The sequence below is a fragment of the Catenovulum agarivorans YM01 genome (genome assembly GCF_000281085.1).
Classification (GTDB): domain Bacteria; phylum Pseudomonadota; class Gammaproteobacteria; order Enterobacterales; family Alteromonadaceae; genus Catenovulum; species Catenovulum agarivorans.
In genome coordinates this window covers 176020-183310 of record NZ_JH767530.1, presented here as the reverse complement: position 1 = coordinate 183310, position 7291 = coordinate 176020, and the positions used below count along the sequence as shown (strand labels likewise).

At 40.0% G+C, this 7291-nt stretch carries 5 protein-coding genes; 3 read left to right on the top strand and 2 right to left on the bottom strand.

Annotated features, from left to right (window positions below; all coding sequences use genetic code 11):
- The coding region (locus tag WSC_RS22920) for a tyrosine-type recombinase/integrase (protein ID WP_040394579.1) at positions 1–680 on the top strand (680 nt) is incomplete at its 5' end.
- Between the two features lie 371 nt (positions 681–1051).
- Positions 1052–1174 (top strand): hypothetical protein, encoded by a 123-nt coding sequence (locus tag WSC_RS25500; protein ID WP_016956574.1) that lies wholly within the window; start codon positions 1052–1054, stop codon positions 1172–1174.
- Positions 1175–1619: 445 nt separating this feature from the next.
- On the opposite strand, the gene WSC_RS25325 is transcribed toward WSC_RS25500, so the two are convergent.
- Together WSC_RS25325 and WSC_RS0114020 are read right to left on the bottom strand one after the other, a co-directional pair.
- Positions 1620–3758: a hypothetical protein gene (locus WSC_RS25325; RefSeq protein ID WP_016956573.1), complete on the bottom strand. Its 2139-nt coding sequence runs from the start codon at positions 3756–3758 to the stop codon at positions 1620–1622.
- Between the two features lie 20 nt (positions 3759–3778).
- On the bottom strand, positions 3779–6298 hold the full coding sequence (locus WSC_RS0114020) for an endo-acting ulvan lysase-like protein (RefSeq protein WP_157447301.1): 2520 nt from the start codon (positions 6296–6298) through the stop codon (positions 3779–3781).
- A gap of 236 nt (positions 6299–6534) precedes the next feature.
- Between WSC_RS0114020 and WSC_RS22905 the strand changes: the two genes are divergently transcribed.
- Positions 6535–7291: 2-keto-3-deoxygluconate permease (locus tag WSC_RS22905; protein ID WP_016956571.1), on the top strand; the 757-nt coding region annotated here is incomplete at its 3' end.

The window sequence follows — 7291 nt, the reverse complement described above, 5'->3', positions numbered from 1 at the left end:
ACTGCAAGCGTTTAGTTAAAGATGCTCAGATAAAAGAAACAAAACGACTTGATCTGTCACAGTGGGAACTTCTATTACAAACAGCTGAAAATATGGCATCAGATGATCCAATATATGAACGCAATGTATTCTTGATTGCCGCGATGAAAACCATGTTTTTGCGAATTTCAGAGCTTTCTGAGCGCGACGATTGGATCCCAACTATGAATCATTTTTGGCAAGATGATGACAAAAACTGGTGGTTAAAAATATTTGGTAAAGGTAAAAAGATTCGCGACATTTCAGTACCGGATAGTTTTCTACCTTATCTGGAACGTTACCGCCTGTGGCGCGGATTGCCCGCTTATCCGGGGCGTCAAGAAAAGCAGCCAATAGTCGAAAAAATCCGTGGCGCTGGTGGTATGAGTGGACGACAATTAGCTCGACTGGTTCACCAAGTACTGGATGCAACGTATGATCTAGCAAAGTCTAAATATGGCGAAAAACATGCTCAAATCTATAAAGATGTTTCGCCTCATTGGTTAAGACACACCGGGGCGAGCATGGAAATTGAACGAGGCCGAGCCTTAAAAGATGTGTCTGAAGATTTAGGCCATTCCAGCATGGCAACAACCGATTCAGTTTATGTACAAAGCAGTGCCAAGAAACGTGCTGAGAGTGGAAAATCAAGGAATGTTTAGCTATGCAGCTAGAATCAATTCCATATAAAACCAAATATAATCGTTGAGATTGGTAAGTTCTGAGCATCTATGCAGTACAGTAAAAATGGATACCAGAGCTGACTATTCTACATTAAGTTCCTGAGTACTAGCAGTTTACCTCAAAACGTTGATTGCAATCATTACAGGTAATGTTGAGGGACTGTTTTCCATAAACGATAGTAGAATATACTTAACTCTAGTTGGTTTTTTTTGCGGCCTCTCGGATGAAAAATGTGTCTAGTGCCAGACCAAGCAACTTCATACAACAATTTCAGTATTGCCGACTTTAGCAATCCCTATACTGCAGATTTTAGTGCTACTAGAATGTGCACCTGGCGCTAAGCCTAACTATGCCATTAGCAGTTTTGGACATGACGCATGGTGAAACCTATTTGGTTGACCATGCACTTGATGTTGTGCGGGTTATGCTTGGGTTAGAGTCTAGCGCGACCCGAACAACCACCGCTTATTAGTCAGCTTTCGCGGCAAAATGCATTGGCAGTATTGAACTGCCAGACACCTCTGAAACTTAATGTGCTGGTGGAGTGTAAATCTTTCGGTCAAGAACTATTTTATAACCAGAAAATGTTTTTTATTTGCTATTAGAACCTCAACGAGTTATTCATTTAATTGAGACAGTTGAAAAATAATGTATAAACCTTAAATGAAATGGTTCCCAACATGCAAATAACTCAAAATAAATGGTGGCAAACATGTAGATCGAGGTTTTTACAACATTAATCAGAAACACAAATCTAGCAAGCTGCACCATAAATAAAAAAGATAATGCATGTTGGGAACTACGAATCCCTACAGCTACTCTTGCTAAAAATAATTATCGTCGATTCGGGTTATCATTTCGATAACGACCTTGTTATACCCATACGTTTTCGTATAACAAGGTCAGAGAGAGTGGTTTTAGTGAGGCAGGTATTTTTTAATATCTATAGGTGTCGCATTGTTGTTGCCACCTTGATCAGCGCCTGTTATCCACCAATACAACATGCCTGCATCAGAACAATCATATTTATTGGTTTGAAAATCGACGATACCGTCTTGTTCAGCATAGGCTAACATTTCTCGGATATGTTGAATGCCCGGGTGTGGATGATTTATCGTCCAATCCCAATAATGGATAGGCGTTTGTAAGCCAACATTTTGATCGCCAATTTGATGCTCTGTTACCCCAAAATCTAATATTTGCTGCCAAGTAAAGTAGTCACCACTGTCATCATTTGCTGGGTGATGTGAAACAACATGCACATGTTTTATTAACTTAGGATCAGCCGCTTGCAACGCATAACCAATTAAGTCTGGTTCACCTGCTTCGATAATCCACAAAGGATCATTTTCGCTAGAGGCATTAATTGCGTCCACCAAGTCTTGGGTTGCCCCTTGTTGGTCAACACGGCAATTATAGTAGTTTCGTAAACTATTAAATGGTCCAAAAAGCTCTATTCCTTTACCACTTAAGTCATGCAGTATTTTTTGTCGCACAGCTTCATTCTTTGCATTGATCTGCTGTAAACCACCGTTTCTAAATGGGTTGAGATCACACGAGTGCGACAAATGCACTAAACGGTCTGACAAACCGGTTTGTTGCAACATGGCAAACATAACAGGGGTTGCACCTATGTCATCTGGGTCTGGTGAGTTACCGTCTATCACAATAGCGAGGCGGCCTTTTGGTGGTTTAACTTGGTCTAGTTCAACATCTGTGACATATCTATCCCAAAATGCATGAACTGAATTTGCCTTGTTGTTTAATTCAAAAATCCACCAATTCTCAACAATATCAGAAAAATCGACTCCACCTTTTGGTATGGTTGAATGATATGCATTAAAGCCACTGTTCAAAACTATTTTGTCGGCTAGTTGCCATAAATTACGGGCTTTTACTTTGGTATTTTTAGGGCTAACCGCAGCGGCCAACCATTTTGTTTGTAGATCTACATATTGTGGTGTTACATCACCACGGCGGCCATTGCGGTCAAACTTTCGCTTCGGTTTATTACCATCGGCAATAGCTTGATAATTAGTTACAGATTTAACATAAGCTAAATCTTCAGCTGTGGTTTTATCTTCATTCCATTGGCTGTGTTGAACCACTATCACTTTTTTCTTAATTAGATTTTTATCAACACCATCATCAATTAGTTGTTTGAGCCAGTCGGCGGTAAAGTCTGATTGTCCTGCTTCTTGCACCCAAACTTGGCCGCCTTGTTTAAGAATAGCTTTAGCTTTGCTCGCCACAGCTTGTACTGAGCTTTGCCAATTGCGCTTAGCGTCAGTCCAATTATGGTTTTGTTGGCCAAAAGCTAATTCAAACAAATCATTAGACTCAACATACTTGCCACCTTGAATACCCGTAGTGCCAGCAACAGCAAAGTAATTTAAGTTAGCAAAATCTTTATCTGCGAGCATTGAGCCTAGTGCTGCAACAGCGTGCACATCATCTGCATCTGGTTGCAAGTCAAATTGAGCCAATAATAAGTCTTTTTCAAAGTTAAAACTTGGGCGACCAAAACGTTCATGATCATGCGGCGCAAATTCAATTTGTTGCCAACGACCTCTAGCCCAAGCTGTGCCACCATGTTCTGGAATTTCGCCATTGGTGCTAGTCACTGACTCTATTGCTATCTTGTCGCCTTGCTTTAGCTCAATTTTCGGCCAAGTGTGCTTCATTGGTTTTAAATCTTTGTCAGAACCGGGTCCTATGTAAGGCGCTTTATACACAGCAACGTTTTTGTCGTTTCTCAATAATCTATAGATTGGCTCACCATCTTCTTCAGTCATTATTGTGATAGTGACATCATATAAACCTGATTTACCTTCAAAAGTGCTTGTGGCTTGTGCAAATAAATTACGGTTTTCGACAATACGCGCATCAATTGCTAAAGCATTTCTGTCAGTGTCTTTGTAATAAGGCACGTCACCTTGGTCAAGAACACTAAAGTCCTCTATTGCCTTTAAACTAATAGTAGTAGGCTGTCTATCAATATGAGCACACGCCAGGGGTAATGCGGAAATAACTAAGGGTAATAAAATTTTCTTCATTTGTTTAATACTTATCGCTCTTAAAACTTAATGTAACCACTTGCTAACGCTGGTTGAGCCGTTAACTTAGAATTTTTAAAATGCAGCTCGCGCCCTTGGCCGATATACATGTCAATTGGCTGGTTTGCCGCGTCAAGCGAAATAACCGCAAAGTGACCATCAAAATAAATGCCTAAGGTTTCATCTTTATAGGGTTTAGCGTCTAGGTCTTGCAGCAGTATGTATTGAGTAACAGGTTTGTTGGCGAGCATAACCTCTACCTTAACCCCTTTAAACTGGCCATTTTGCATAATGCGCTCTACCGATTTAACCGCAAATTGTTCGCCTTGAGTTTTTGATTCGTACACTACAGCAAACGGGTTTGACCAAGTTTCCCCTTTATGACGCATTAGAAACATAGGTGTTGGCTTGTCTTTATATGCGTTAGGCACACCATAGGCTGGCGGCGCATTGGCTGTGGTAAATTCAGTTTCCAGACCGTCAGGTACAAGCGCGCGCATATAAATGTCTTTTTTAGCTAATTTATTGGCAGTGAAAGTTACAGCATAACCCTTGCTTAATTCATTCGCGGTTTTTACCTCGGTAAGAAAATGCCAACCAGGGTGGCGATAGGCTCTTTGCAAAGTCCATGGTAATTGTGCTGAAGCTTGATATCGCTCAGGAGTTGCGGTGGTTTTTAATAACTCACCGCCACTAGTTACGCTAATGTTATCTGCAAGGTTTCTATACAAATAATCATGGTATTGCTCAGCATAGTCACTTTTTGCTTTAAATACATCCAAGTAATAACCTTGTTTTTCATTCAACTTAATTAAAGCAAGTGTTCTTTGATGGTAGGCAGGTGCAACTAAATTAAATTCATCATAAAAAGAAGAAGTGGTAAACGAATAACTGCCTGATACACCCGCTTGTCCATATTCGGGCTCAACTGCAACTGCTTGTACTCGGTTAATACCTAAGTTAATCCAACCACCTTTTGATGCCGAAGCACCATTACTGATGACTGTATTGTGCGCAGCAAAAATACGGTAGAAGTTTTCATGTATGTCTGTTCTGTATTTACTTTTACCACTGGTGACACCCAGTACATGGCCTTGACCATATAGCTCCATATCAATACCAGATGCATGACCATGTATATATGAACCACCACCAATAAAGCCCATTAAACTATTTTTTTCTGGGTTTTGTTTGGCAATATTGCGCTGTATGTTTAAACCTGCATATTCTAAGCGCTTGGTTCTTGGCCTTGGAGGTGCTACATCAACGGTTTCTGTACTGCTAATTTTGTCCTCGTACCATAACAGCTGAGTCGGCGTAAAATAAGGTGCAGCTTTGTAATATCTGTCGTGCAAATGACCTCTGTCATATATGCCTTTGCTAATGCTCGAATTTAAATAATTACCATAGTCACGCATTTGCTGTTGGTTATTGTTCATCTTGGCCAACAAATAAGACATTTCTAACGCTGAATATTCAATTGGATATTGCCTGTGGCCATCTCCTATAAAAGGATAGTCTTCATTTGGGAATTGCAAATTGTAATAAGACATAAAAGCAGCAGATATATTTGGATATTTGCTACCTAACTTCAAACCTTGGTCGTATCTATCTAACAGTGTCATTAAATACACTGAATAGGCCGCAACATGCTGCGAATACTGGAATGACTCAGGCCAAATGTCGCCCTCTTTTTCAAACATTTCTGCGACCATTTTTAACGATGCTTGTCGCTTAGTATTAATGTGAGTGTAATAAGGTAAATGCTTGTTAATTTCTGCTTGGTCGTCAAACGCCAATATATTGTGTACTAAACTAAGTGATTCTAATACTGGCCAATTTGAATCAAGCAAGCCTCGGCTTAATGCTAAAAATACATAATTTTTAAAAGTAGTTTGCGCATTTTCAAAATTAAACTCGCTCAGTTTACCTTGTGCTAAGTCGTAAACTTGGCCACCATTTTTGAGGTATGGGTAAACAAAGTCGTAAAGCACAGGCAGTTGCGCGCCGATTACCCGAGCTTCATACAAGTGGTTGGTTGGGAATAACCAGCCAGCGTTCATATTTTTTTCTGTTGATAACGGATGTTGCAGCAATGCATTTATATAAGTATGCAGAATATCAGCGCCACACTGTGCATACCTTGTTTGTTGGGTTAAATAATAGAGTACGCCGCAATCCACCCCATCTTGCAAGGTCTTGATAACTTGTTGTAACTCAGCTCTTGAGCCGCCGCCTTTTACTTGAAATAACGGCAATGAAGGTGGAATGGATTTGTCTACCGACCACTGAAGTGGCAATACTCTAAGGTTTGTATTTCGTTGAGCTATGTCATCAACTGCAAGTGAGTCTACACGAAGCTGTAACTCAACGAATAATTCATGCGCCCATGGCTGAGTGTTAATTTTGTTTAGTATTTGTAAACGTTCGGAAGGTTTAACCCAAATGCTTGGCCGCTCTACTTGAGAAAAAGAAGAAAAAGAAGAAAAAGACAAAGAAAACAACAAAGTACCAAGTATTTTCAAAACTGAATGCTGCATTTTAGTCAAGATAACCACCCTCAAACCTGATGTAATTTGAAAGAGTATATAAGAAAAAACACCCAAAATCACCACATTCGACCATATTTGAACATTTTCAACCAATAATGTAGCATTAATACGGATCAGAGTTAACTAAAAGTTTACATTTGAACTAGTGAATAATCAGGTTGCGCTTATACTGAGCGCCAATTATTGCTGTGGCATAAACGCATTAACTTAGAAGGTGAATATAAATGAAAATTAAGCAAGCGATTGAACGTGTACCAGGCGGTATGATGTTAGTTCCGCTCTTTATTGGCGCGGTTATCAACACCCTCGCACCAGACTCAGCCGATTATTTTGGTGGATTTACCAAAGGCATAATGACTGGAATTTTACCTATTCTTGCTGTTTGGTTTTTCTGTATTGGCGCGAGTATCGACTTACGCTCAACGGGCACAGTTATTCGCAAATCAGGTACCTTGGTTGTTACAAAAATAGGTACGGCTTGGATAGTCGCATTGGTTGCAGCATCACTTTTACCTGAACATGGTATTCAAGCAGGTGTGTTTGCAGGTTTATCAACACTTGCGATTGTTTCTGCTATGGATATGACCAATGGTGGACTATATGCAAGCCTAATGGACCAGTATGGTAGTAAAGAAGAATCAGGCGCATTTATACTAATGTCGCTGGAGTCAGGCCCGTTAATGACTATGCTTATATTAGGTTCGGTCGGTGCGGCCAGCTTTGAGTTACATCATTTTATTGGTGCTGTTTTACCCTTTTTAGTCGGCTTTATTTTAGGCAACATGGACATTAGCTTGCGCGACTTTTTCAGTAAAGCAAGCTCTGTGATGATCCCATTTGTTGGTTTTGCACTTGGTAATACCATCAATTTAGCGGTTATTTTTGAAACTGGCTTATTAGGTATTTTGTTAGGATTAGCAGTAATAGTGATCACAGGTATTCCACTTATTTTTGCCGACAAATGGATTGGTAAAGGTAATG